Consider the following 23,289-nt stretch of genomic DNA (forward strand, 5'->3'; position numbering starts at 1 on the left):
AGGTTCCGCGTGCGCGGCTACATAATCCGGCGCTGCCTCTACATGGTGCCGACCCTGTTCGCGATCTCCGTGGTCGCGTTCCTGGTCATCCAGCTGCCGCCGGGCAACTTCCTGACCGCCTACATCGCCCAGCTGTCCGCGCAGGGCCAGGGTGTGGAGGGCGCGCAGATCCGCGCCCTGGAAGAGAGGTACGGGCTCAACGACCCGGTCATCGTCCAGTACTGGAAGTGGATCTCCGGGATCCTCACCAGTGGCGACTTCGGCCAGTCCTTCCAGTACCGCCGCGACGTCTCGGACCTGATCTGGAACCGGATCGGCCTCACCGTCGTCCTGGCGGTCAGCACCCTCCTGCTGAGCTGGCTGATCGCCTTCCCCATCGGCGTCTACTCGGCGGTGCGCCAGTACTCGGTGGGCGACTACGTGGTCACCTTCATCGGCTTCGTCGGGCTGGCCACCCCGAACTTCATGCTGGCGCTGCTGTTCGCCTGGGTGTCCTTCCGCTACTTCGGGCAGAGCGTCGGCGGGGTCTTCTCCGCCGAATACGCCGACGCCGCGTGGAACCTCGGCAAGCTCCTGGACGCGGTCTCCAACCTGTGGATCCCGGTGCTGATCATCGGCACCGCGGGAACAGCGGCGCTGATCCGGGTGCTGCGCGCCAACCTCCTGGACGAGCTTCGCAAGCCCTACGTGACCACCGCGCGGGCCAAGGGCCTGCCCGAGTGGCGGCTCGTCCTCAAGTACCCGGTGCGGATGTCGCTGAGCCCCTTCATCAGCACCATCGGCTGGATCCTGCCCACCCTCATCGGCGGCGAGGTGCTGGTCTCCATCGTCCTGAGCCTGGAGACCACCGGCCCGCTCCTGGTGGAGGCGCTGCGCAGCCAGGACATGTACCTGGCCGGGAGCTTCATCCTCGTCCTCGGCGCGCTGACCGTCATCGGCACGCTCCTGTCCGACCTGCTCCTGGCCTGGTGGGACCCGCGTATCCGGCACCAACACGTGGAGAGGGTCTGACATGGTCCGCACCCCCGAGCTCCCGACCCCGGCCCCCGGCGCAGAGACCGAGCCCGAGCGGGACCCGGGCGACGTCCCCCAGCGGGTCCTGATCTGGCGGCGCTTCCGCCGCAACAAACTCGCGGTGGCCGGCGCACTGATGCTGGCCGGGCTGGTCCTGGTCTCGGTCTTCGCCGAGTTCCTCTCCCCCAGCACGCCCCAGGCCTACGACGCCGCCCGCACCCACGCCCCTCCCCAGCGGCTGCACTTCGTGGACACCAGCGACGGCTTCCAGGTCGGCATGTACGTGTACGACTACAGCGTCGAACGCGACCCGGAGACCTTCGCCAACCAGTACACCGTGGACGAGTCCACGAAGATCCCCGTCGGCTTCCTCGTCCAGGGCCGGTCCTACGAGATGTGGGGGCTCATCCCCTCGGACCGGCACTTCATCGGCGCCAAGGACCCCGACCACGACGTGTACTTCCTCGGCGCCGACCGCAACGGCCGCGACATGGCCTCACGGATCATCCACGGCACCCGGGTCTCGATGTCGATCGGCCTCGCCGGGGTGGCGATGTCGTTCGTCCTCGGTCTGGTCCTGGGCGGGATCTCCGGCTACTTCGGCGGCCGGATCGACAACCTCATCCAGCGCGTCATCGAGTTCCTCATGTCGGTGCCCACCATCCCCCTGTGGATGGGCCTGTCCGCGGCCGTCCCCCGCGAGTGGGGACCGATCCAGACCTACCTCGCGATCACCGTCATCCTCTCGCTGATCGGCTGGACCGACCTGGCCCGGGTGGTCCGCGGCCGCTTCCTGTCCCTACGCCAGGAGGACTTCGTGACCGCCGCCCGACTCGACGGCTGCCGCAGCGGACGCGTGATCGGCCGGCACATGCTGCCGTCCTTCACCAGCCACATCATCGCCTCGCTCACGCTGGCCGTGCCGTTCATGATCCTCGCCGAGACCTCGCTGTCCTTCCTCGGCCTGGGGCTACAAGCCCCCGTCGTGAGCTGGGGCGTGCTCCTCCAGGAGGCGCAGAACATCCACTCGATCGCGGGCGCCCCCTGGGTGCTGCTGCCCGGGGTCGCGGTGACCGTGGCGGTTCTGGTCCTCAACTTCGTCGGCGACGGCGTCCGCGACGCCGCCGACCCCTACCGGTAGGAGGCCGACGATGCACGACACCCTCCTGGACATCCGCGGGCTGCGCACGCACTTCCAGACCGATGACACCACCATCCGCGCCGTGGACGGGGTGGACCTGCGGGTCCGCCGCGGCCGCACCCTCTGCGTGGTCGGAGAGAGCGGCTGCGGCAAGAGCGCCACGGCCCGCTCGGTCCTCCAACTCGTGGAACCTCCCGGGCGCATCGTGGCCGGTCAGATCCTCCTGCACCCCACCACCGGCGACGAGCCCACCGACCTCGCCGCCCTGCGCCCCACCGGCCGCAAGATCCGCTCCGTGCGCGGCAACGACGTGGCCATGATCTTCCAGGAACCCATGTCCTCCCTCTCCCTGGTGCACACCGTGGGCAACCAGATAGGCGAGGGCCTGCGGATCCACACCGGTATCTCCCGCAAGGAGGCGCGCCTGCGCGCGATCGAGCTCCTGAACCACGTGCGGGTACCCGGGGCCGAACGCGTCGTGGACTCCTACCCCTTCCAGCTCTCCGGCGGCATGCGCCAACGCGTGATGATCGCGATGGCGCTCTCCTGCTCTCCCCGTCTGCTCATCGCGGACGAACCCACCACCGCCCTCGACGTGACCACCCAGGCGCAGATCCTGGACCTGCTGGCCGACCTCCAACGCGAGAGCGGCATGGGCGTCCTGTTCATCACCCACGACATGGGCGTGGTCGCCGAGATCGCCGACGACGTAGCCGTCATGTATCTGGGCACCGTGGTCGAACAGGGGCCCGTGGACGAGATCTTCCACAGCCCCCGCCACCCCTACACCCGCGCGCTCCTCGAAGCCGTCCCCCGTCTGGGCGCCTCCCGCAAGGGACGGCTCCCCACCATCCGGGGCACCGTCCCCACCAGCCAGCCCACCGGGTGTGTGTTCCGCACCCGCTGCCCCGAGGCGATCGAGGGCCTGTGCGACACCACCGTTCCGCCCGTCACCGAACCCGAACCCCACCACCAGGTCCGCTGCCTGCTCCAGGAGGAGCCCGCCCGTGCCCACTGACAGCATCCTGAGCGTGCGCGACCTCGAGGTCTCCTTTCCCGTTCGCGGCCGCCGCCCCCGGCGCTACGTCCGCGCCGTCACCGACGTCAACCTCGACATCCGCCCCGGGGAAACCCTCGGCCTCGTCGGCGAGTCCGGCTGCGGCAAGACCACCCTCGGCTCCAGCGTCATGCGCGTGCGCCCCGAGGCCACCGGCACCATCAGCTACCGCGACAGCCGCAACCGGCTCCTGGACGCCCTCAACCTCGCCCGCACCGACGAACGCGTCTACCAGCGCGAGGTGCGCATGGTCTTCCAGGACCCGCACTCCTCGCTGAACCCCCGGATGACCCTGCGCGACATCATCAGCGAACCCCTGCGCATGCTCACCGACCTCGCCGAACCGGAGATCGACCACCGGGTCCGCGACATCACCGAACGCGTCGGCCTCGATGTCTCCCACCTACGCCGCTACCCGCACGCCTTCTCCGGCGGCCAGCGCCAACGCGTCAGCATCGCCCGCGCACTCGCCCCGGGCCCCCGCCTCGTCGTCGCGGACGAAGCGGTCAGCGCCCTGGACACCTCGGTCCGCTCCCAGATCCTCAACCTCCTCCAGGACCTGCAGGACGAGATGGGGCTCACCTACCTGTTCGTCTCCCACGACCTCTCCGTCGTCGAACACGTCTGTGACCGGGTCGCGGTCATGTACCTCGGCCGAATCGTCGAGATCGCACCCACCACCGAGCTCTTCAGCAACCCCCGGCACCCCTACACCGAAGCCCTGATCTCCTCGGTCCCCGTCCCCGACCCCCGCCTGCGCGGCTCACGCGAGCGGGTCCGCCTCACCGGAGAGGTGCCCGACCCCTCGAAACCACCCTCCGGCTGCCCCTTCAACCCCCGGTGCCGCCACGCCACCGGACTCTGCGCCACCGAGGTACCCGCCCCTCGCCCCCTGGGAGAGGGGCGCACGGTCGCCTGCCACCACGCCGAGGACCTCCGACTAGCCGGAATCACCGGCGATCCCCCACCGCACACAGACAGGGACAGGTAATGCGAAAACCCTTCCTCGCGGGCGCCGCGGCGGTCATGCTGGCCACCGGCTGCTCGTTCTTCTCCTTCGACCCCGACACCGAGAGCAGCGACCAGATCCAAGGGGAAGGCGAGGCGCCCATGCTCGCCACCCTCGTCGACAGCGGCGACCTCCCGCCCCTGGAGGAGCGTCTGCCCACCGAACCCCTCGTCGTGGAGCCGCACGAGGAGATCGGCCGGTACGGGGGCGAGTGGAACACCGCCATCCTCGGCGTGCACGACTGGCCCTGGCTCGGCCGGACCGTGGCCTACGAGAACTTCGTGCGCTGGGACCCCGAATGGGAGGAATCCGTACCCAACATCGCCACCGAGTGGGAGTACAACGACGACGCCACCGAGCTCACCGTCACCATCCGCGAGGGCATTCGCTGGTCCGACGGTGAGCCCTTCACCACCGACGACATCCTGTTCGCGCTCAACGACATCTTCAACAACCACGACGTCAGCCCGATGGCGGCCGCCGACCCCGGTGACGGCGAGAAGGTCGACGACCACACCTTCACGATCAGCTGGGACGAGCCCAACGCCCTGTGGATCGAGAACGACTTCATCCTCTACCAGCTCCTCGAGAAGCCCAAGCACTACCTCGCGGAGTTCCACATCGACCACAACCCGGACGCCGACGAACTCGCCGCGCAGGAGGGCTACACCGACTGGATCGAGATGCTGGACGACAAGGCCGGCGTCCTGAGCTCGGCCCAGTACTGGCAGAACCCGGACATGCCCACCATCCGCGCCTGGCAGGTGGTGGAGCCCCTGGCGGACTCGGGCCGCATGGTGGTGGAGCGCAACCCCTACTACTGGAAGGTCGACACCGAGGGCAACCAGCTGCCCTACATCGACCGGGTCAACTTCCACATCCTCCAGGACGAGGAGGTCATGCTGGTCCGCGCCCTCAACGGCGAGATCGACATGCACGCCCGACACATCAACACCCTGGGCAACCGCCCCACCCTCGCCGAGAACCGCGAGTCCGGCGGCTACGACTTCTTCGAGATGGTCCCCGGTGAGATGAACACGGCGATGATCTCCCTGAACCTCACCCACGAGGACGACGGCCTCCGGACGATCTTCAACGACAAGGACTTCCGGATCGCCCTCTCGCACGCCATCAACCGCCAGGACATCATCGACGTCGTCTACCAGGAACAGGGCGAACCCTGGCAGGGCGCTCCCCGCGCGGAGAGCCCCTTCTTCAACGAGGAGCTGGCCAAGCAGTACACCGAGTACGACATCGACCTGGCCAACGAGATCCTCGACGAAGCCGGCTACTCCGTCGAAAACGGAGTCCGCGTCAGCCCGGACGGCACCCCGGTCCGCTTCAGCCTCTCCGTGCCCACCGACTTCCGCACCGACATCGTCGACTCCATGGAAATGGTCGTGGGCTTCTGGCAGGACCTGGACATCGACGTGGACCTCAACACCGAGGACCGCTCCCTGTGGCAGAACAACCGGGAGAACAACACCCATGACGCCAACGTGTGGTCCGGTGACGCCGGTCTGATGGACGCCGTCCACGACCCCCGCTGGTACGGACCGCTGCACAGCGGCGAATCGAACTTCGCCATCCCGTGGGCCCAGTGGTACACCTCCGGCGGCGAGGACAGCCGCTCCATCGAGCCGCCACAGGACGTCCAGGACCACATGGCGATGTACGACGCGATCCAGGGAGAATCCGATCCCGACGTCCGCATCGAGCTCATGAAGGAGTTCCTGGCCGAGTCCCAGGAGCAGTTCTACGCGATGGGCATCAGTCTCACCCCGCCCGGCTACGGGATCGTCGCGAACGACTTCCGCAACGTCCCCGCCTCAATGCCCTCCTCCTCGGTCTACAACGACCCCGGCCCGACCAACCCCGAGCAGTACTTCATCGAGGAGTGAGCCATGGACCTCATCCACGAACACGACAAGTCCCTACGCCTCATCCACGAGGACACCGAGCTCCTGCGCTACGTCTACAACCCGTGGGACGCCCAGCTGGAGTCTCCCCGCCCCTACTTCCACCCCCTGCGTACCCTCTCCGGCAACGAGGTCAGCCTCTACCGGCCGCACGACCACGTCTGGCACAAGGGCATCGCCTGGTCCCTGCCCAACGTCGGCCCCGCCAACTTCTGGGGCGGCCCCACCTTCCTCAAGGGCGGCTACCACCAGCTCGACAACAACGGCAGCACCGTCCACCAGGAGTTCGAGGACATCAAGGTCACGCCCACTCAGGCGCGCTTCACCGAACTCCTCGAATGGGTCACCCAGTCCCAGGAGACCTGGTTCTCCGAGCACCGCGGCTTCACCGCCACCACCGCCCCGGAAGCCTGGACCCTCACCTTCGAGACGTCCTTCACCAACCTCACCGACCGGGTGATCGCCCTCGGCAGCCCCACCACCGAAGGGCGGCCCAACGCCGGCTACGGCGGCCTCTTTTGGCGCGGTCCGCGATCCTTCACCGGTGGCACCGCCCGCACGGTGCACAACACCGGCGGCGACGACCTGATGGGCGAGCGCTCCCCCTGGCTGTCCTTCACCGGAAAGCACGACGGCACCGACGACAGCTCGACCCTGGTCTTCGTCGACTGCCCGACCAACACCAACCACCCCACCCAGTGGTTCGTCCGCAACGGCATGTTCGCCTGTGTCTGCCCGGCCCCGTTCTTCGACCAAGAGAAGCACGCACACCCCGGCGAGACCCTCACCTACCGCTACGCGGTGGTCATCGCCGACGGAGACCCCGACCCCGAACCCCTCGCCGATCTGGGCCTACAGAACCTGGCCGCAACCGGCCCCACCTAACAATCCAACTAAGAAGAAGCCGGGTGGTGGCCGCCAATCCGAGGGCTGAGCGGCCACCACGGAGCAGCGGGGCCCGCAGTTTCAACACGCCCACCCAAGGAACCTCAAAAAGCCGAAACCCCCGCGAGCAGTCCAACGGCGTCAAGCGAGGTGAGTCCCTACCGCACGGGACCGCGAAGCGCGACGGCCGCGGGTCGAGCGGCGCACCGGGGTCGACAAGAGTCGAGACGGGGCCTCGAAGGCCGCAGGCCCGTAGTTCAAGCAAGCCCCATCAAGGAGCCACCAGGTGCCAAAAGACCAGCTCAGCCGCAGCGGGCCGCGAAAAACGACGGCCGCGGGCCGAGCGGCGCACCGGGGGGTTGGGGGTCGTCCCCCCAAGGGCACAACGAAGACGAACCCGCCAGGCAGCCGTCAGGCCGCCGAGCAGGGTCGTCTTAGATTTGAGTGGGCGAGGAGGGATTTGAACCCTCACATCCTTTCGGACACACGGACCTGAACCGTGCGCGTCTACCGTTCCGCCACCCGCCCGAGTGACATGCATCCAGTTGTTTTGCCAGGCGGTTCGGGCTTTTTGCCTGTTCCCCCTGGCGACATGAATAAGGCTAGCACGGCTTGGAGGTGGGTTGCACACCGTTTGTGCTGGCCCCTGTTCCGGGCCCCGGGAGGGCCTTCACGGGGGTGCGCCTGAAACCAGGGGCACCTGGGCCCGGTTACGATCGTCTACACATACGGAGTGGAGTACAAAAGGGAGGTACCTCGTGGGAGTGCTCCAACGCTTCGAGCGCAGGCTCGAGGGCATGATCGAAGGCACCTTCGCGATGGCCTTCAAGTCGGAGCTCCAGCCGGTCGAGGTCGCGAGCGCTGTCCAGCGGGAAATGGACGAGCGGGCAGCGATCGTGGCCCAGGGACGCACGTTGGTCCCGAACGATTTCATCGTCGAGCTCTCGGCCAGTGACAAGGAGCGCCTTGAGGTCTACGCGGACAGCCTCGGTCAGGAGCTGTCCAAGCTGGCCCGCGACTACGCGACCGAGCAGGGTTATTCGTTCGTGGGTCCGGTGCGGGTCCAGTTCAGGTCGGACGACGGCCTGAAGACGGGCCGTTTCCGGATCCGTTCGGGTGTGGTCCGCGGAACGATGGTCAAGGACGGCGAGGTCCGCCAGCCGGTCGGTGACCCGGGCCCGGGCGGAGGGCAGCGCCAGACCGGCCGTCCCCGTCTGCTCATCTCACCCGGTGGCGCGACCGCTGAGGGCAATATCGCCAGTCAGGGAATGCAGCAGTCCTTCGAGCTGACCACACCGGTCACCCTGCTGGGCCGCGGTACCGACTGTGACCTGCGCCTGGTCGACAACGGTGTCTCGCGTCATCACGTGGAGATCCGGGTGGACGGCGACGAGGTCATCCTGGAGGACAAGGGGTCCACGAACGGGACCTTCGTCAACGGACAGCAGGTCCGGCAGGCGAGGTTGGTGGACGGGACCAGGATCAGCCTGGGTCGTACCACGATGACCTTCCGCCGCGACTGAACCTCAAGAGTCCGACCAGTTGGATGATCCGGACCAACCGGACCGCAACCAACCGCCCGGATCCGGCGTCTGAAAGGTCGACGTCCGGGTCAGGACCGATAGTGGGCCTGTGTCGGATATCCGGCCGGGAGGGTAGTCTCCGCAAGACCTGACCGATCGGGCAGAATGGCCGCGGCCGGCTGGGCCGCGGACCAGCGACCTAGACTCACCGACCCGAAGGTGGGGCAGACACGGTGGCGGCGCCGATGACCGCCACCCCGGCCGAAGCACGACAGGGGCTGAAGAGCAGTTCGATGTCCAACTTGACCCTCATATTGATCAAGATCGCGTACCTCGCAGTGCTTTGGCTGTTCGTCCTCATGGCGGTCGGCGTCATTCGCACGGACCTCTTCGGTCAGTCGAAGAAGAAGACCAAGAAGAAGCCCCGCCCCTCGGCGCGTCCGGCCCCGCGCCGTGCTCGGTCGTCGGCGCAGCAGCCCCGGCCGCAGCGCCAGCGCCGCAACGATCCCACGGTCCTGGCCGTCACTCAGGGCCCGCTGTCAGGGACCACGGTCGACCTGGCCTCCCAACCCATCCTCATCGGACGCGCCCCGGACTCGACCCTGGTCATCACCGATGACTACGCGTCGGGCCGCCACGCGCGCGTCTACTCCGACAACGGCCGCTGGTTCGTCGAGGACCTGAACTCCACCAATGGCACCTACCTCGGCCAGCAGAAGCTGAACCGCCCCCAGCCCATCACGGTGGGTCAGCCCATCCGTATCGGCAAAACCGTCCTGGAACTGCGCAAATGACAATCGCTCTCCGATACGCGGCGTACTCCGACGTAGGATGCCTCCGCGAAGGCAACGAAGATTCCGGCTACGCCGGCCAACACCTCCTCGCGGTAGCCGACGGCATGGGCGGTTACGCGGGCGGTGAGGTGGCCAGCTCCATCGCCATCTCGTCCATCCGCCAGCTCGACACCAAGGACGACCCCAGAGCCGAGGAGATGGCCGAGGTCCTCCAGCGGGCCGTCGAACGGGCCAACGAGTCCCTGGCCGTCCGCATCCGCCAGGAACCCCAGCTGGAGAACATGGGCACCACCCTGACCGCCATGCTGTGGTCGGGTTCCCAGGTCGCCCTGATCCATATCGGCGACTCGCGCGCCTACCTGCTGCGCGGTCCGCGCTTCGAGCAGATCACCCACGACCACACCCTGGTGCAGACCCTCGTGGACGAGGGCAAGATCACCGAGGAGGAGGTCGCCACCCACCCGCAGCGGTCCCTGATCCTGCGTGCACTGGACGGCAAGACCCCGGTCGACCCGGACATCTCCATCAGCAAGGCGAAGGTCGGCGACCGCTACCTGCTCTGCTCGGACGGGTTGTCCGGTGTGGTCAGCAAGAAGACCATCCACGAGACCCTCGCGACCGTGACCGACCCGCGGGCGGCCGCCAAGAAGCTCATCGAGCTGGCGATCCGCGGCGGCGGTCCGGACAACATCACCGCGGTCATCGCGGACGTCATCGAGACGGACACCGACGCCCAGGGCCCCACTCCGTCCTCCCAGACGGTGGGAGCCGCGGACCAGCGGGACGAGTCGACGGGCCCGAACGAGACCAGCCCGGCCAGACGAGCCCAGGAGCTGCGCGGCAACGGCGGCGACACCGCCGAGATGGACCCGATCCCGGCCGACATCCCGGGCCGGCAGGAGCACCCGGGCCCGGGTGACGCCGCCTACGAGGAGCAGCCGTACGGAACCCACGACGACTACGACGCCCCGCCCGCGCGCGGTCGCTCGGCCGAGCCCGAGTACCGCAGGCGCGGCTGGTGGCCGATCATCCTGGTCTTCCTCGTGGTGGTGGGTCTGGTCGCGGGCGGCGGTTACTTCTTCGGCCGCCAGTACGTGGAGAGCCAGTACTACGTGGGACTGTCCCCGGACGGTCAGACGGTCAGCGTCTACCAGGGCATCGACACCAGCATCGGGACCATGAGTCTGTCCGAGGAGATCGAGAGCACCGACATCCAGGTGGAATCGCTCACCCAGGCCGACCGGGACCTGCTGCGGAACACCATCACGGTGGAGGACGAGGCCGACGCGGCCCGCGTCGTCGGTGAGCTCGAGGAGGCCTCGGGAGAGACCGCCGCGAACGCCGACGACGATACCGAGGAATCGGGGTGACCCTGTGAGCACCACGGCCCCGGAGGCACCCACAGCGCTACCCCCGGTCCAGCGCCGCAACGCGGAGCTGGTCCTGATCGGGGTCACCGTCGTCATCACCATGGGCGCGATGATGATCTCGGGGCTGAACCTCAACGGCCAGGTCCCCGGCGCCATGTGGGGCTACGGCCTGATTTTCGGCGCGATGGCGCTGGCCACACACGTGGCGCTGCGCTTCATCGCGCCCTACGCCGACCCCCTGATCCTGCCCTGCGCGCTGTTCCTGAACGGCATCGGCGTCGCGATGATCTGGCGGCTGGACGCCGCTGACTCCGGCGACATCGAGCACGCCGGCGTCGGCATGCAGCTGATCTGGACCGCGGTCGGCATGGTCATGTGCATCGCCCTGCTGTTCTTCCTCAAGGAACCGCGGGTGCTGCAGCGCTACACCTACATCAGCGCCCTGGCGGCGCTGGTCCTCATCGCGCTGCCGATGGTCCCCGGGCTGGGCATCTCCGAGTTCGGCGCCCGCCGCTGGATCGGTTTCGGCGGTTTCACGGTGCAGCCGTCCGAGTTCGCCAAGATCGCGCTGGTCGTCTTCCTGTCGTCGTATCTGGTCACCAAACGACAGGTGCTGTCGTTGGCGGCCAGGCAGGTGAAGATCGGCCGGTTCAAGATCCTGGACCTGCCCCGGGCCCGAGACTTCATGCCGATGGTCGTCGGCTGGGTCGCCGCGATCGGCCTGCTGGTCATCACCAAGGACCTCGGTACCTCACTGCTGCTGTTCGGCACCTTCCTGGCGATGCTGTACGTCGCCACGCAGCGCTCGTCCTGGGTGATCATCGGCGTGACGCTGTTCCTGGCCGCCGCCGCGGTCGCCTTCCGGCTCTTCTGGCACTTCCGCCAGCGCGTGGACATCTGGTTCCACGCCTACGACCCCGACGTCTACGACCGGCTGGGCGGTAGCGCGCAGCTGGTGCAGGGCCAGATCGGCATGGCCTACGGCGGTATCTTCGGCACCGGCATGGGCGGCGGCCAGGCGCACCACATCTTCGCCGCGGACAGCGACTTCATCCTCGCCTCCCTGGCCGAGGACCTGGGGCTGACCGGAGTGATGGCGATCCTGGTCGTCGTCTTCATCCTGGTGGAGCGGGGCATGCGCATCGCGCTGGCCTCCCGTGAGCTGTTCATCAAGATGCTGGCGAGCGGCCTGGCCTTCGTCATGTGCTTCCAGGTGTTCGTGGTGCTCGGCGGCCTGACCAGGATCATCCCGCTGACCGGTATGACCACGCCCTTCCTGGCCGCAGGCGGTTCCGCCCTGATGGCCAGCTGGCTGATGATCGGCCTGTTGCTCCGGATGAGCGACAACGCGCGGCGTCCCGCCCCGCAGGCCATCCAGGACGAGGGGGCCACCCAGGTGATCCGACGATGAACACACCCATCCGACGCCTCAGCGTCTTCTCGATGATCCTGTTCGGCGCCCTGATGCTCCAGCTCACCTGGATCCAGGGGTTCCAGGCGGAGGCGATCCGCGACGACCAGCTGAACCGGCGCCAGTACACCGAGCGGCTCACCGAGCAGCGCGGCCCGATCGTCATCGGTGAGGACAACGTCGCCTTCTCCACGGACATCTCCGAGGGCGACGATCCGGCCCGCTTCCAGCGGGAGTACGCCGGCGGCGCCATGTACACCCCGATCGTCGGCGCCTTCCGCAGCTTCGGCGCCTCCGGGATCGAGTCCACCGAGAACTCGCTGCTGGACGGCAGCGACGACCGGCTCGCCGTGCGCAACTTCCGCGACGTCATCACGGGCCGCGAGCCCGAGGGCGCGCGGGTCGAGCTGACCATCGTTCCGGCGGTGCAGGAGGCCGGGTTCAACGCTTTCCAGGAGCGGGGCTTCAAGGGCGCCGCGGTGGCCATCGAACCCAGCACCGGCGCGGTCCTCGGCTCGGTCTCCTACCCGTCCTACGACGCCAACGACGTCGTGAGCATCACCGACGGCGAGCAGGCCAACGCCAACTACGTCGAGCTCGAGAACGACCCGGACCAGCCGCTGCTCAACCGCGCGCTGCGCGAGCGGTACGCGCCGGGTTCGACGTTCAAGATCGTGACCGCCGCGGCCGCCATCGAGCACCTGGACGCCGGTCCGGACAGCACGATGGACGCGCCCGACACCCTGCAGTTCGCCAGCGGCCCGGCGCTGCCCAACGCGACCCCGGGCGGCACCTGCAACGGCGGCGCCCCCGACACCCTGGCCAACTCGATCAAGATCTCCTGCAACACCTCGTTCGCCAACTGGGCGATCGAGATGGGCGGGGAGGCCCTGGCCGAGCAGTCCTACGCCTTCGGGTTCACCCCGGAGGGCGAGGAGTCGGATCTCAACATCCCGCTGAACGTGATCCCGAGCCGCTCCCCGGTGGAGGCCGACGACAGCATCCTGGGCCGCGCCGGCATCGGCCAGTCCAACGTGGAGTCGACGCCGCTCCAGATGGCCATGGTCGCCGCCGGTGTGGCCAACTCCGGCGAGGTCATGCACCCCTACCTGGTCGACTCGGTCCGCGACAGCGACCGCTCGGTGGTCACCCAGACCAGCCCCGAGGTCTACAGCCAGGCGACGAGCGCCAGCACCGCCTCCGTTCTCACGGACATGATGGTCCTGGTGACCGGGCCGGGCGGATCCGGCACCAACGCCGCCATCGACGGCATGGACGTCGCGGGCAAGACCGGTACCGCCGAGACCGGTAGCGACCTCGGAACCCACAACTGGTTCATCGGTTTCGCCCCCGCCGACGACCCGCAGATCGCGGTCGCGGTGGTGATCGAGCACGGCGGTGGCAGCGGTGGTGAGCTGGCCGCGCCGATCGCCCGCCAGATGATGGAGGCAGTGGTCCTGTAGTGAGCGCCTACGAGCCGTCTTCCCAGAACAGCCCCGGTGGACTGGCCGGGGCCGTTCTGAGCAACCGTTACCGCCTCGAGGAGCAGATCGGCTCCGGCGGGATGGGCACCGTGTGGCGGGCGACCGACACACTGCTCAACCGCTCCGTGGCGGTCAAACTGCTCCACCCGGCCCAGATGGCCGAGCCGACGGCTCGCGAACGGTTCCGGACCGAGGGCAGAATCACCGCCGGCCTGTCCCACCCGGGCATCGCCCAGGTCTACGACTACGGCGAGGAGGACGGCCGCGCGTTCCTGATCATGGAGCTGGTGGTCAGCGAGCCCCTCTCCCAGGTGCTGCGTGAGCAGGGCCACCTGAGCGCCGACCAGACCCTCGACTTCGTGTGCCAGGCGGCCAAAGCGCTCGCCGCGGCGCACGCCCGCGGGGTGGTGCACCGTGACATCAAGCCCGGCAACCTGCTGGTCACCGAGGACGGCCAGCTCAAGCTGACCGACTTCGGTATCGCGCGGGGCGACACGTCGGTCACCCTGACCCAGACCGGCATGGTGATGGGCACCGCCCAGTACATCTCGCCCGAGCAGGCGTCGGGTCGACCCGCGAGCGGCGCCTCCGACCTGTACGCGCTCGGTGTGGTGGCCTACGAGTGCCTGGCCGGGACGCCGCCGTTCACCGGGGACAGTCCCGTGGCGCTGGCGCTGGCGCACACCCGCGACGATCCGCCCGAGCTCCCCGAGCACGTCCCCGCCGAGATCGACAACCTGGTCTTCTCGCTGCTGCAGAAGGACCCGGAGGACCGTCCGTCCTCGGCCGGCGAGGTCGCGCACCTGGCGGCGGTCATCCGCTCCAACGCGGGTACCGGCCCGCCGACTCCGTCCACCGGCTTCAACGGCATGGCGCAGACGATGGTGGTCGGCGCGGTCCCGGACAGCGGTCCGCGCAGCGGGGCGTCCGGAACGGCACGGCGAACCGCCGGACAGCCCGCCGTCTCCCCTGTTCAGGACGGTGACTCGGCTAGGCTGGCGGAGGATTCGGGGTCCGGGCGCCGGGTGAAGGCACCCGTTGTCCTGGCCGCGGTGGCCGCGACGGTCCTGATCGTGGCCGCGGCCGTGGCCGGGTTCGTCTTCGGCGACTTGGGCGGCGCCGAGGCCGTCAACGACAGCACGGAGCCCCCGGCTTCGGAAGCCTCCCCCTCGCCCACTCCCACCGAGGAGCCGGAGGAGGAAGAGCCCGCCGAGGATCCGGTCTACGTCGAGGACACCCCCCAATGGACCCCCGAGCCCGAGACATGGGAACCGACGGAGGATCTTGACCACGGCGAGGGTGACGAGGAAGCCACGGATCCGGAGCACGACGAGGGCGACGGTTCCGAGGAGGAGAATCCCGGTGACGGGGATACCGGGGAAGGGGACCCCGGTGGCGACGGTGGCGGGAACGGTGGCGGTGGCGGCGACGGCGGCGGCGAAGACGGTGACGGAAGGAACATTCCGTGGCCGGGCAATGCGTGACCAGTTGATGAGCGAGAGACGATCAGGGTAGGCGGCGGCCCGCGGGCGGCTTCCGGAAGACACGAGGATTAGTGCACGACATGTCCCAACCCCGGCTTCTCGGTGGCCGCTACGAACTCGACACGGTGGTCGGGCGCGGCGGTATGGCCGAGGTATACCGCGCACGCGACCTACGGCTCGATCGGCTCGTCGCGATCAAGACGCTCCGACACGACATGGCCCGCGACCACGTCTTCCAGGCGCGCTTCCGAAGGGAGGCGCAGTCGGCGGCCTCCCTGAACCACCCTGCGATCATCGCGGTCTACGACACCGGCGAGGACACGGTCGACGGGGTGTCCATCCCGTACATCGTCATGGAGTACGTGGACGGGCGCACGCTCAAGGAGCTCCTGGACGACGACCGCAAGCTGCTGCCGGAGCGTTCCGCGGAGCTGGTGGACGGCATCCTCAAGGCGCTCGAGTACAGCCACGACAACGGGATCGTCCACCGGGACATCAAGCCCGCGAACGTCATGTTGACCAAGGCCGCCGACGTCAAGGTGATGGACTTCGGCATCGCGCGGTCCATGGACGACAACCAGGCGACGATGACCCAGGCCTCGCAGGTCATCGGTACCGCCCAGTACCTGTCCCCGGAGCAGGCGCGCGGTGAGCGGGTCGACCCGCGCAGCGACATCTACTCCACCGGTTGTGTGCTCTACGAACTGCTCACCAGCCGTCCACCGTTCACCGGTGACTCCCCCGTCTCGATCGCCTACCAACACGTGCGCGAGGAGCCGGTACCGCCGACCGAGGTGGACCAGCGGATCCCGGACTGGCTGGAGGACGTCACCCTCCGCGCGATGACCAAGGACCGCGAGGAGCGGTACCAGAACGCCGCGGAGATGCGTGCCGACATCCAGCGCGGCCTGGCCGGAATGCCCACTCAGGCGGGCACGATGGCGATGGCGGCGGCGGGGGCGACCACGGCGCTGCCACCCGCGGACGACGGCCGGTACGACGACGACTACGACGATTACGACGACTACGACGACCGGGACCAGAAGAAGGGCGGCGGGGGCAAGGCTGCCCTGTGGGCCCTGCTCGCTCTGGGCGTGATCGGCTCCCTCGTCCTGGTCTTCTTCCTGTTGAACCGCGGCAACGTGACCGAGACCGAGACGATCGCCGTCCCGGACCTGGCCGGGAGCACGCTGGAGGCGGCGGAGTCCCAGCTCACCGAGGACGGGTTCGAGAACTACCGCTCCGAGGAACGGGCCGACGACGAGGTCGAGGAGGGGACGGTCATCGAGACCGACCCCGAGGCCGGTGCCGAGATCGAGGCCACTGACACGATCGTCATCTACGTCTCCTCCGGCCCGGGCTCCCTGGAGGTCCCCAACGTGGAGAACCAGGCCGAGTCCGACGCGAGGAACACGCTGACCGAGGCCGGGTTCGAGAACGTCACCACGGAACGCAGGGCCAGCGACACCGTCACCGAGGGCAACGCGATCGGCACCGAGCCGTCTGCGGGTACTGACGCCGACCCCTCCGACGAGATCACGCTGCTCATCTCCTCCGGCCCCGAGCAGGTGGCGGTACCGGACCTGCAGGGGATGACCCGTGAGCAGGCGCAGAACGCGCTGAGCCAGGCGGGGCTGAACGCGGAGTTCCAGGAGCAGCAGAACGGCGGGGCGCCGGAGAACACCGTCGTCAGCCAGTCGCCGGGCCCCCAGCAGAACGTGAACGCGGGCACCACGGTGACCGTGACGATCGCGGTGGCCCCGGACGACGAGCCGACCGAGCCCGATGAGCCGACGGACCCGGAGGAGCCCACGGATCCCGAGGAGCCCGGGGACCCGGAGGAGCCGCCGCCGGGTGAGGACGGTTTCGTCTTCCGACGGGACTAGCGGCCGGTAGCAGGCGGTAGGACACGAGGACGGGCGGGCGCTCCGGAGCGCCCGCCCGTCCTCGTGTGTGCGGGCCCTGTGCGCGGCTCCGGAGTCCCGCGGCCGTTGGGGGATTGGAATCTCCCGCCGGTGACTCGCGCCCCGCCCTGCGCGTAGACTGTGTTCCGTTCCGAACCGCCCCACATCCTGGAGCAGCGACCGTGCCCAAGTCCCGCAACGATCGCAAGAAGAAGGCTGTTTACACACCGCCTCCTTCCAAAGAGAAGCCGAAGGTCAGTCCGCGTTGGCTCGTGCCGACGATGCTGGGCTTCTTCATCCTGGGCATTCTCTGGATCGCGGTCTACTACATCGCGGGGTCCCAGGTGCCCTTCATGCAGGACTGGCACAACTGGAACCTGCTGATCGGCTTCAGCGGGATCATCGCGGCCGTCATCCTGTCGACGCGCTGGCACTGACCCGGCCCTGCCGCACGCGGCTACGGCGCCCCCGGTCGTAGCGGGATCCGACAACGGCACCGACGTCCCCTCTTGAGCGTTCGTCGGCCTTCACCATGTTTTCCACAGGGTTATCCACAGGCTGTGGGTAGCTCTGTTCGCATGCCCTGAACCAGCTGCCGCGGTTCGGTCGTGCCGCCGCTCCAACGGGTACTCCGCCTGGTCCAGGCACGGTGGGCGCTCAGCACGAAGGCCCTGGGAGAACCCGAGCAGCTCGGGTTCTCCCAGGGCCTTCGCCGTGCCCGGACCACCCCGGGAGAGCCGCTCAGGCGGGCACCAGCGCGTACCAGACCATCGGGGCCAGGACCACCAGGACAGCCAGCAGCGCCACGTACAGGGCGACCATGAGCGCGTGCACGAGCGTGCGCCTCTTCGCCTGCCCGGTACCGGAACCCGCGCCGCGGGCGGCGCCGGTCGGCAGGTAGGCGAACACCGCGCCGACGGCCAGCCCGGCCACCAGACCGCCGATGTGGGCGGTCCAGGAGATGCCGGGGACCAGGAACGTGATGCCCAGGTTGAGCGCGAGCAGCACCAGGATCATCCGCATGTCCAGTCGCAGCCGCCGACCGATCACGAACACCGCCCCGAAGAGGGCGAAGATCGCGCCGGAGGCGCCGACCGAGAGCTGGTCCCGGGCGAAGAGCAGGCTCATGACGGACCCGGACAGGGCGCCCACCACCCACAGGGCGAGGAAGCGTCCGTGGCCGAGCCAGCGTTCCAGCTGCTGTCCCAGGAGGTACATCGCGTACCCGTTGAACAGCAGGTGCATGACCCCGCCGTGCAGGAAGGCCGCGGTGATCAGCCGGTACCACTCGTCGTTGAAGAACGCGGCCCCGCCGTGCATGCCGAACGCCACGACCAGCGGCGACTGTCCGGCCTGCCCGACGGGGTCCGAGGTACCCGTCTGGACGAGGAAACCCACCGCCATCATGACCAGGATCGTCCAGGTCACGTACGGCTTCTCGACGACCTTGCCCCCGAAGGTGGTCCGTGCGGACCGCACCTTCCGGTTTCCCTCCGCCACGCACTCGGGGCACTGGAACCCGACCGACGCCTCGACCATGCAGTCCGGGCAGATCGGCCGCGAGCAGCGGGTGCAGCTGACCCCGGTCTCGCGGTCGCCGTGCCGATAGCAGGTTCGGGGCGCGTCCGGCTCGGAGCCGGGCCCGGACGGGGTTCCGGGCGGAGGGGGAGATGCGGTCATGGGTGGATCGTCACTCCTTCAGGGTCTCACCGCTGGAACTTCCGCTCTATCGGGTGATCTCGACGCTGTTGATCACCACGTCCTCGTGGGGGCGGTCCTGGGCGTCGGTGGGGACCTTGGTGATCTCGGTGACGACGTCAGTGCCCTCGACGACCTCGCCGAAGATGGTGTGACGGCCGTTGAGCCAGTTGGGCTCACCGACGGTGATGAAGAACTGCGAGCCGTTGGTGCCCGGGCCCGCGTTGGCCATGGCCAGCAGGAACGGACGGTCGAAACGCAGGTCCGGGTGGATCTCGTCGCCGAACTTGTAGCCGGGGCCGCCGCGGCCGGAACCCAGCGGATCCCCGCCCTGGATCATGAAGCCGTCGATGACACGGTGGAAGATCGTGCCCTCGTAGAGGCTGTTGTTGGACGGCTTGCCCGTGCTGGGGTCCATCCACTGCTTCGAACCGTCGGCCAGCCCGATGAAGTTGGCGACCGTCTCCGGCGCCTCCTTCTCGAAGAGCTTGACAACGATGGTTCCCTTGGAGGTGTTCAGCCGCGCGGTGGGCTGACCCGTGGAGTCCGACACCTCAGTGCCTTTCGTCGAGTGAGATTTACGTGCTCACGTTACCGTTCCGTCCACCGCGTTTCGTCTCAACCCGACCTGCCGCGGCCGGTGGCAAGACCGAGTCGGGGTCATTCCGGGTCGGGTGGAACCGTCGGCGAAGACATGGAGCGGCGGCCGGTGTCGAAACGTAGATCACAGACGCAGAGGACGTATGTTGAGATAACACCCGGATAACGGGGAAGGACGACGAGAAGCCGCCCAGAACGGGGTCGTGACGCGTCGGCCCCGGGGTGGTGGGACCGTACGAACCGGTGAACGATCGAAGGAGCTGACGACGTGCCTATCACTGCCAAGCGTCGCAAGGCACGCAAGGAGGCGGAGGCGACCCTCGCCCGCCTGCAGGACCTGGCCAAGGAGCAGGCCGACCGGCTGGGCCCCTACGCCGACCAGGCGCGGGACCAGGCCGCAATCAAGCTCCTCCAGGCGCGTGGCTGGACGGCCCCCCGGTTGGAGACCGCGGCGCTCCGTGTCGAGGACACAGTGGCGCCACGGGTGGCCGAACTCCTGACCACCGCCGCACAGCGAATCGACCCGAGCCCGGGTCGCCGCGGTCTGCGGCTGTTCCGCCGAGGAAACCGCCGCATCCCCCGCGGTGCGCTGATCGGCGGCGCGGCCGTGGTGGGCGGCGTGATCGTGTACTCGCTGATCCGCATGCGCCAGGCCTCCCAGGACGCCGAGTGGCAGGAACACCTGGACCAGGCCCGCGAGCAGGTCCGTGAGACCCGCGAGAACCTGGAGGAGAAGGCGGGGGACGTCGCTGACAGCGCGGCCGAGACGGCCAAGGCCACCAAGGCCAAGGCGAAGGAGAAGGTGCGTGCGGCGACCGCAGAGAGCCGCGCGAAGGACAACGGCCGCTCCGGAAGCTGACACGCGACTGAGCCGCGCCGGGAGCCCCTGATCTGATGGGGCGCTCGGTGCGGCTCAGCTGTTTCTCCAGGTGTCCGGGCTCAGCTGCTGTCCCTGATCAGTTGTTGTCCTTGATCAGGCGGTAGACCATCGGGTACCTCCATCTGGCGCCCTGCAGGCTGGCGATGGTCGCGATGATCGGCAGGACGACCCAGCCCAGGCCGATGAGGACCAGGGCGATCAGCGGGACGACCAGCCAGAAGAGCAGTACGCTCACGACCGCGCCGATGAGGCAGAAGAGCTGGAAGTTGAGCGCTTCCATGGCCTGCCGCTTCAGATAGGGCGACAGTTCCCCGCCGATGATCATCAGGACCAGCGGCGCCAGGAAGGGCAGGAACCAGGCGGACAGGTGCCCTGCGGCGGCGCCGACCTTCTCCACCGGGTTGTCCGTGGTCGGTCCGCGGTCCTTGGCCTTGTCCTTGGCCTGGTTCCCGTTCTGCTGAGTGACGCCGGGGGCGTTCCCGGTCCCGCCGGGGGAGACCTGGACCCCGAGGTCGGTGGTGAGGGGTGCGAGGTCGTTGCTGACCTTGGCCCGCATCGCCTTGTCGAGCCGTTCCTCGAACTCGTCCTCGTCCAACTGCCCCTGCGAGTAGGCCTCGCGCAGCACCTCGGCCACGGCGTCCCGATCTGCGTGGGTGAGCCGAATCTGTGGTGCGTGCGTGGCGGGGCTTCGATCCCACGGGTTCCGCCACTGCGGGTTCTGCGGGTTCTGCACGGCCATCCCCACTCCCAAGCTGCTCTGACGAGCACGGCCGTACGAGGATGACCGCGCCCTCCTCCATGATGCGGCATAACGCGGGGTACCGGTATGGGGGGCGTCCCTGATCCTCCCCTGATCCGCCCCTCCCCCGAAAGGAGGAGGACGGCATCGACTTTGGTCGGGACGCGCCGTGCACCGCCGCGATCACCGTCACGCCCGTGGGCGTGCCACGCGGGCATCCTCGTATCTTCAGGGCGGGTTCGACGAACTCGCCCCCAGCCTCAGCAGCTTGCTCTCACGCCGTCCAGCTCAACCGCCCGGGCTCCCCTCCCCGGCGGCGGTCCCCGTCACTGGTGTGCGACGGCGGGTACCGCGGGCTCTGCGGACACCGCAGGCGCTCCGGTGCGTACCGGCTCCGGCTGGGTCCGCTCCTCCTCGTAGCGTTTCTCCGCGCTGGTGAGCAGGTCGTACCAGCTGGTGACGTCCTTGCGCCGGCGCAGCAGGGCGCGGCGCTCGCGTTCGGTCATGCCTCCCCATACACCGAACTCGATCCGGCTGTCCAGCGCCTCGGCGAGGCACTGGGTACGTACCGGGCAGCCCCGGCAGATCAACTTGGCGCGGTTCTGCGCGGCACCCTGAACAAACAGGGCGTCGGGGTCGATTTCACGGCACTTGGCACGAGCCGCCATCTTCTCATTCCACATGTTGCCCCACTCCCAAGATCAGCATGTGTGGTGATCGGAACCCACCGGGCGGTACGGCCGCCGGTGGCACGAGGGACAGTTGGCCGATGCGAGGACGGTGCACGATGCCGGGCGGGGGGCCGCGCGGCTCGTCTTCGGGGGTCGATCGTTTCGGCGCGCTGTGTTCCTCGTTGTCGTTGGTGTCGAAACTACGGATCGCCGGAGTTCACCAACAGGCCCCAAGAGGCCTATTTCTCATATGGCCCACTAGGACCATTGCCTCTTAAGGAAGTGTCATCATACACACACGGAGAGTCACTGCATGTGATACAAGCACCCCCATGCAACCGCAATGAAAGGTCAGCCTCAGACCATTACCCTGAATCCGCCATGACCTGCGACTTCACGTCATCCCATGAGGGACTCACCCCACTGCGACAGGCCCACCCCAACAGGACACCCTGTCACCGACCCCACCCGAACGGGCTATGCGGACCCCCCGGACAGACACACTGCGCAACCCCACAGGTCACCCATTTCCCACCCGCACGAACAGTTCCAGAACTACCGTTTGGTAACCCCGAAAAATCGCCCTCTTTGAGCAGGAGGTCCCTTATCAATCTGACCAAAAGTCCCAGAATATATATTTCCACCCGAATAGTTCATAGGCTGCGATTCGAGACAACCGTGCTCTCAGGAGGGCGCCCGGTAGCGGGCGGCCATCGCTAGGGCGCGGTCGCGCAGGACCGCACGCAACCACCCGGGGGCCAGGACCTCGCCCGCCGCACCCAGCTGCCAGAGCGCCCATCCGGCGTGCCGCGCGTCCTGGAAGGTCGCCTCCAGCCGCGGCCAGCCGTCCGCGCCGGTTTCCTCCCCGGTCTCCCCGGAGCGGACGGCCAGAGCGCTGCTCACCAGTTCCTCGCGCCGCGCCGGGTCCACCCGGGCCCGTACCGTGACCCGGTCGACGCCGGACAGGAACTGCTCGCAGCGCTCCCGCCAGACCCGGTCCAGATCGACCCGGTCCGGCCGCCGCGCGGGCTCGGAGAGTTCCTCGGCGGCCAGCACCCGCGACAGCCGGTAGGTGCGGTCCTGCCCGGCTCTCGTGGCCAGCAGGTAGCTCCGGTCCCCCACGGTGACCAGACCGACCGGGTCCACCGTGCGCCATTTCGGGGCCTGGTCCACTGCCGCGTAGCGGATGCGCAGCCGGTGCCCGGAGAACACCGCGCGCCGGATCTCGGCCATGGCCGTCTCGGTGGTGCCCTCGGTGACCACCGGGCGGGAGAGCAGGTCGGTCTCCGGGTCGACGAGCAACCGCTGGGCCGCGTCGCTCGCGGTGGACCGGTGACCTTCGGGCAGCGCGTCCACCACCTTGCGCATCGCCGAGGCGAGCGGCGACCCGAGACCGAGTACCTGGTCGCCGCGGGCCGCACCGGCGACCAGCAGGGCGAGGGCCTCGTCGTGGTTGAGTCCGGTGAGCTCGGTCTGGAAACCGGGCAGCAACGCGAAACCTCCGTGCCGGCCGCGCTCGGCGTAGACCGGCACCCCCGCCGCGGACAGCGCCTCGATATCGCGCAGCACGGTGCGGGTGGAGACCTCCAGCTCACGCGCGAGCGTGTCCGCGGTCAGCTGCCCTCGCTGACGCAGCAGCAACACCAGTGAGACCAAACGATCGGCACGCATGGAAAAAACCTACTGAATACCCGACAGGGGATGTC

20 protein-coding genes and 1 tRNA gene are annotated in these 23,289 nt (G+C 68.4%); 15 read left to right on the forward strand and 6 right to left on the reverse strand.

Going from position 1 to position 23,289, the window contains the following annotated elements:
• Positions 1-9 precede the first annotated feature (9 nt).
• From HNR07_RS24395 to HNR07_RS24420, 6 genes are read left to right on the forward strand one after another with little or no spacing between them, the layout of a single operon-like run.
• Positions 10-1,011 (forward strand): ABC transporter permease, encoded by a 1,002-nt coding sequence (locus HNR07_RS24395; protein ID WP_184366960.1) that lies wholly within the window; start codon positions 10-12, stop codon positions 1,009-1,011.
• Position 1,012: 1 nt separating this feature from the next.
• Positions 1,013-2,155 (forward strand): ABC transporter permease, encoded by a 1,143-nt coding sequence (locus tag HNR07_RS24400; protein WP_184366961.1) that lies wholly within the window; start codon positions 1,013-1,015, stop codon positions 2,153-2,155.
• Between the two features lie 10 nt (positions 2,156-2,165).
• Positions 2,166-3,173 carry an ABC transporter ATP-binding protein gene (locus HNR07_RS24405; RefSeq protein ID WP_184366962.1) on the forward strand — a complete coding sequence of 336 codons (1,008 nt, stop codon included), beginning with the start codon at positions 2,166-2,168 and terminating at the stop codon, positions 3,171-3,173.
• Positions 3,163-4,203 (forward strand): ABC transporter ATP-binding protein, encoded by a 1,041-nt coding sequence (locus tag HNR07_RS24410; protein WP_184366963.1) that lies wholly within the window; start codon positions 3,163-3,165, stop codon positions 4,201-4,203. The genes HNR07_RS24405 and HNR07_RS24410 overlap by 11 nt, the downstream gene beginning before the upstream one ends.
• A complete protein-coding gene (locus tag HNR07_RS24415) occupies positions 4,203-6,122 on the forward strand; it encodes an ABC transporter substrate-binding protein (RefSeq protein ID WP_246420483.1) in 1,920 nt (639 codons plus the stop codon). The genes HNR07_RS24410 and HNR07_RS24415 overlap by 1 nt, the downstream gene beginning before the upstream one ends.
• A gap of 3 nt (positions 6,123-6,125) precedes the next feature.
• Positions 6,126-7,025, forward strand: a complete 900-nt coding sequence (locus HNR07_RS24420) for a DUF6807 domain-containing protein (RefSeq protein WP_184366964.1) — start codon at positions 6,126-6,128, stop codon at positions 7,023-7,025.
• 445 nt (positions 7,026-7,470) lie between these two features.
• On the opposite strand, the gene HNR07_RS24425 is transcribed toward HNR07_RS24420, so the two are convergent.
• Positions 7,471-7,553: transfer RNA gene (locus HNR07_RS24425), tRNA-Leu, on the reverse strand.
• Between the two features lie 230 nt (positions 7,554-7,783).
• Here HNR07_RS24425 and HNR07_RS24430 point away from each other — a divergent pair.
• The 8 genes from HNR07_RS24430 to HNR07_RS24465 all read left to right on the forward strand — a co-directional run bounded on the left by HNR07_RS24430 (position 7,784) and on the right by HNR07_RS24465 (position 17,432).
• Positions 7,784-8,548: an FhaA domain-containing protein gene (locus HNR07_RS24430; protein WP_425572587.1), complete on the forward strand. Its 765-nt coding sequence runs from the start codon at positions 7,784-7,786 to the stop codon at positions 8,546-8,548.
• Between the two features lie 293 nt (positions 8,549-8,841).
• Positions 8,842-9,342: an FHA domain-containing protein FhaB/FipA gene (locus HNR07_RS24435; protein WP_184366965.1), complete on the forward strand. Its 501-nt coding sequence runs from the start codon at positions 8,842-8,844 to the stop codon at positions 9,340-9,342.
• Positions 9,339-10,712 (forward strand): Stp1/IreP family PP2C-type Ser/Thr phosphatase, encoded by a 1,374-nt coding sequence (locus HNR07_RS24440; protein ID WP_184366966.1) that lies wholly within the window; start codon positions 9,339-9,341, stop codon positions 10,710-10,712. The genes HNR07_RS24435 and HNR07_RS24440 overlap by 4 nt, the downstream gene beginning before the upstream one ends.
• 4 nt (positions 10,713-10,716) lie before the next feature.
• Positions 10,717-12,123, forward strand: coding sequence for an FtsW/RodA/SpoVE family cell cycle protein (locus tag HNR07_RS24445; RefSeq protein ID WP_184366967.1), 1,407 nt, complete (start codon positions 10,717-10,719; stop codon positions 12,121-12,123).
• Complete coding sequence (locus HNR07_RS24450) at positions 12,120-13,586, forward strand: peptidoglycan D,D-transpeptidase FtsI family protein (protein ID WP_184366968.1); 1,467 nt, start codon at positions 12,120-12,122, stop codon at positions 13,584-13,586. Before HNR07_RS24445 ends, HNR07_RS24450 begins: the two co-directional genes overlap by 4 nt.
• The gene (locus HNR07_RS24455) at positions 13,586-15,091 is read left to right on the forward strand and encodes a serine/threonine-protein kinase (RefSeq protein WP_184366969.1); all 1,506 of its coding nucleotides are present in this window, start codon (positions 13,586-13,588) and stop codon (positions 15,089-15,091) included. Before HNR07_RS24450 ends, HNR07_RS24455 begins: the two co-directional genes overlap by 1 nt.
• An 80-nt stretch (positions 15,092-15,171) precedes the next feature.
• Positions 15,172-16,977, forward strand: a complete 1,806-nt coding sequence (gene pknB / locus HNR07_RS24460) for a Stk1 family PASTA domain-containing Ser/Thr kinase (RefSeq protein ID WP_184366970.1) — start codon at positions 15,172-15,174, stop codon at positions 16,975-16,977.
• 200 nt (positions 16,978-17,177) lie between these two features.
• Complete coding sequence (locus HNR07_RS24465; protein ID WP_026117153.1) at positions 17,178-17,432, forward strand: cell division protein CrgA; 255 nt, start codon at positions 17,178-17,180, stop codon at positions 17,430-17,432.
• Positions 17,433-17,736: 304 nt separating this feature from the next.
• Here the strand turns inward: HNR07_RS24465 and HNR07_RS24470 are convergent, their stop codons facing one another.
• Positions 17,737-18,675 carry a rhomboid family intramembrane serine protease gene (locus HNR07_RS24470; RefSeq protein WP_184366971.1) on the reverse strand — a complete coding sequence of 313 codons (939 nt, stop codon included), beginning with the start codon at positions 18,673-18,675 and terminating at the stop codon, positions 17,737-17,739.
• A 46-nt stretch (positions 18,676-18,721) separates the two neighbouring features.
• Complete coding sequence (locus tag HNR07_RS24475) at positions 18,722-19,246, reverse strand: peptidylprolyl isomerase (protein ID WP_184366972.1); 525 nt, start codon at positions 19,244-19,246, stop codon at positions 18,722-18,724.
• A 315-nt stretch (positions 19,247-19,561) separates the two neighbouring features.
• On the opposite strand from HNR07_RS24475, the gene HNR07_RS24480 reads away from it, so the two are divergent.
• Positions 19,562-20,152, forward strand: coding sequence for a hypothetical protein (locus HNR07_RS24480; RefSeq protein WP_184366973.1), 591 nt, complete (start codon positions 19,562-19,564; stop codon positions 20,150-20,152).
• 97 nt (positions 20,153-20,249) lie between these two features.
• Here the strand turns inward: HNR07_RS24480 and HNR07_RS24485 are convergent, their stop codons facing one another.
• The 3 genes from HNR07_RS24485 to HNR07_RS24495 all read right to left on the reverse strand — a co-directional run bounded on the left by HNR07_RS24485 (position 20,250) and on the right by HNR07_RS24495 (position 23,254).
• Positions 20,250-20,912 (reverse strand): DUF1707 and DUF4870 domain-containing protein, encoded by a 663-nt coding sequence (locus HNR07_RS24485; protein WP_184366974.1) that lies wholly within the window; start codon positions 20,910-20,912, stop codon positions 20,250-20,252.
• A 326-nt stretch (positions 20,913-21,238) separates the two neighbouring features.
• Positions 21,239-21,595 (reverse strand): WhiB family transcriptional regulator, encoded by a 357-nt coding sequence (locus HNR07_RS35680; protein ID WP_184366975.1) that lies wholly within the window; start codon positions 21,593-21,595, stop codon positions 21,239-21,241.
• 672 nt (positions 21,596-22,267) lie between these two features.
• Entirely contained in the window at positions 22,268-23,254 is a 987-nt protein-coding gene (locus HNR07_RS24495) for a helix-turn-helix transcriptional regulator (protein WP_184366976.1), read from the reverse strand.
• Positions 23,255-23,289 lie beyond the last annotated feature (35 nt).

Source organism: Nocardiopsis metallicus (genome assembly GCF_014201115.1).
Taxonomy (GTDB): domain Bacteria; phylum Actinomycetota; class Actinomycetes; order Streptosporangiales; family Streptosporangiaceae; genus Nocardiopsis; species Nocardiopsis metallicus.

Excerpts from the sequence above, each read along its gene's own strand:
- HNR07_RS24400 (WP_184366961.1), top strand. The coding sequence starts at position 1,013 with ATGGTCCGCACCCCCGAGCTCCCGACCCCGGCCCCCGGCGCAGAGACC.
- HNR07_RS24405 (WP_184366962.1), top strand. The coding sequence starts at position 2,166 with ATGCACGACACCCTCCTGGACATCCGCGGGCTGCGCACGCACTTCCAG.
- HNR07_RS24415 (WP_246420483.1), top strand. The coding sequence starts at position 4,203 with ATGCGAAAACCCTTCCTCGCGGGCGCCGCGGCGGTCATGCTGGCCACC.
- HNR07_RS24420 (WP_184366964.1), top strand. The coding sequence starts at position 6,126 with ATGGACCTCATCCACGAACACGACAAGTCCCTACGCCTCATCCACGAG.
- HNR07_RS24435 (WP_184366965.1), top strand. The coding sequence starts at position 8,842 with ATGTCCAACTTGACCCTCATATTGATCAAGATCGCGTACCTCGCAGTG.
- HNR07_RS24440 (WP_184366966.1), top strand. The coding sequence starts at position 9,339 with ATGACAATCGCTCTCCGATACGCGGCGTACTCCGACGTAGGATGCCTC.
- HNR07_RS24450 (WP_184366968.1), top strand. The coding sequence starts at position 12,120 with ATGAACACACCCATCCGACGCCTCAGCGTCTTCTCGATGATCCTGTTC.
- pknB (WP_184366970.1), top strand. The coding sequence starts at position 15,172 with ATGTCCCAACCCCGGCTTCTCGGTGGCCGCTACGAACTCGACACGGTG.
- HNR07_RS24470 (WP_184366971.1), bottom strand. The coding sequence starts at position 18,675 with ATGACCGCATCTCCCCCTCCGCCCGGAACCCCGTCCGGGCCCGGCTCC.
- HNR07_RS24485 (WP_184366974.1), bottom strand. The coding sequence starts at position 20,912 with ATGGCCGTGCAGAACCCGCAGAACCCGCAGTGGCGGAACCCGTGGGAT.
- HNR07_RS35680 (WP_184366975.1), bottom strand. The coding sequence starts at position 21,595 with ATGTGGAATGAGAAGATGGCGGCTCGTGCCAAGTGCCGTGAAATCGAC.
- HNR07_RS24495 (WP_184366976.1), bottom strand. The coding sequence starts at position 23,254 with ATGCGTGCCGATCGTTTGGTCTCACTGGTGTTGCTGCTGCGTCAGCGA.